This window comes from Mesorhizobium sp. M7A.F.Ca.AU.001.01.1.1, from assembly GCF_004022735.1.
GTDB classification, from domain to species: domain Bacteria; phylum Pseudomonadota; class Alphaproteobacteria; order Rhizobiales; family Rhizobiaceae; genus Mesorhizobium; species Mesorhizobium ciceri.
The window spans coordinates 1-1,930 of record NZ_RZPF01000958.1 but is presented as its reverse complement, the minus strand read 5'-3'; the positions used below and the strand labels follow the sequence as shown (position 1 = coordinate 1,930).

Genomic DNA, 1,930 nt, shown 5'->3' with positions numbered 1-1,930 from the left:
GTAATAGCTGATGAGATTGGTATCCTTGACACCATACGGGATGAGCGTGTCCTGGATGACATTGCCGGCATAACCGATGAACTGGTCGTATACCGTTTCATCCTTACCGACGCGCAGGCCACCGAGCTGGATCCAGGCGAAATTGAGGGTGGTGGTCTTGTTGCCGGCCTGCCAGCCGTTGTTGGCCGGGGTCTGGTCGGTATAGTCGCCGGAGGAGTTGCCGAACTGGAAGCGAGTTTCGGTGAAGGTTTTCAGCGTGCCGAGCTCGGTTTCCTGGCCGGTATAAGTCCTCAGCGTGAAACGCATGTTCTTATACCAGGTGTCGTTCGTTCCGCCGTCCATGTGATCGGGAACGTTGTTGGCGCCATCGAGCGAGCCGGAATCGCCGACGCCCATGTCGTAGCGGAGGTAGCCGCCGATGCGCAGGCAGGTCTCGGTGCCCGGAATATAGAAGTAGCCGGCGCCGTAGACGTCGCAAATCTTGACGTATTCGGCCGGTTCCGGTTCGGCGACGACGACAGCGTCGGCGGCGCGTGCGCCGCTGACCGCGATCAGGGCCGCGGCTGAGCCGAGAAGGAGGCTCTTGATGTTCATTTTCTGACCTCTCCAGTCATAGTTTTAAATGGCTTCGGATTTGTGGCTGGCGGCAATGTTTTCCCGCCTCACCCCCACAACGAAAAAGGCTCACACCGCTCGCCCTTTTCAGCGGCGAACATACCCATCGATCATCTGCCTTCAATGACGATTTCCGAAATAATGCCAATTCCGCGAACAGATTAATGCTGTGTTGCACAAATAACACTTGCCGCGATGGCGAATGGCACAAGTGGCACAACGTCACACATTGAATATATATACGGATACTTTCGCGACTAAATATAACTACGACGTTTTATATTTCTAAAAGACCGCACAATGTGGAATATCTACCTGGTTTTCGCCGACATCGACCTGAATCTTGCCGACCCCTCTATCGCCAGGTGACGCCCATTCGCCAATCCCACTCTGATGCCGAGGCGAAAAGCGGGATGACGCTTCCAAGCCTGTCTGCTTCTTCCAAGACGATCGAAACCCTGGAGCGCTGTGGTGTCCCCGATTGTGACAGCAGCCAAACGTTCAAAACGATTCCTCCGTGACGCCTCTCAGTCGACCTTGGCGACACGGGCGACGTGGTCGTCCGCCTCGATCAGGCGGATCGGCACTCCCGGGAAGCATGGCGTCGGTCGGAATGTCCCTGGTCGCGCCATGCGACGGCGGATGTTTGGCGACGGGACTGGGTTTTGGTTGGCTAGAGTGGCTTATCGTTCGGCGCTTCACGCTCGCGCGCGCGGTCGGCAAGGACTTCATCGATTACGTGACAGGATTTCTCAACCTCAACAGGGTTGGCGTCGATCTGTCCAGCGACCGTGATCAGCGCCTTCCAAAGCGTCCAGCCACGACCGCGCGCCCACATCGCCTCGTCGGCCGGAAGCCCGGCACGAAACGCCTCCCGGTTTTTGCCTTCAAACAGCGTCCACGCAATCGCCAGATCGCAGGCGGGATCGCCGACGCCGGAGGTTCCGAAGTCGATCACCGCGCTCAATCGGCCTTGCCTGACCAACAGGTTTCCCCAGCTGACGTCACCGTGGAACCAGACCGGCGCACCGTGCCATTGTGCGGCAAGTGCTGCCTCCCACACCGCACTGGCTGCGGCCGTGTCGATCTTGCCGTCGAGGGCGGCAATCGCTTGCCGGGCCTCGCCATCGTAGACGCTGAGTGCTCCGCCGCGAAAGAAATTGTGCTGTCCCGGCGCCGGTCCACCGGTGGCATCGATACGCTGAAGGGCGACCAGGAACGCGGCCAGGTCGGTCGCAAATTGCGGCAGGGTGGCAATCCGCTCGCGCTCTGCCGTCTCGCCTTCGATCCAGCGGTAGACGGACCAGTGCCAGGG

2 protein-coding genes are annotated in these 1,930 nt (G+C 59.3%); both read right to left on the bottom strand.

What is annotated here, in order from left to right; all coding sequences use genetic code 11:
* The coding region (locus tag EN884_RS34540; RefSeq protein ID WP_164895372.1) for a porin at positions 1-594 on the bottom strand (594 nt) is incomplete at its 3' end.
* 694 nt (positions 595-1,288) lie between these two features.
* On the bottom strand, positions 1,289-1,930 hold a 642-nt coding region (locus EN884_RS34535; RefSeq protein WP_164760902.1), incomplete at its 5' end, for an aminoglycoside phosphotransferase family protein.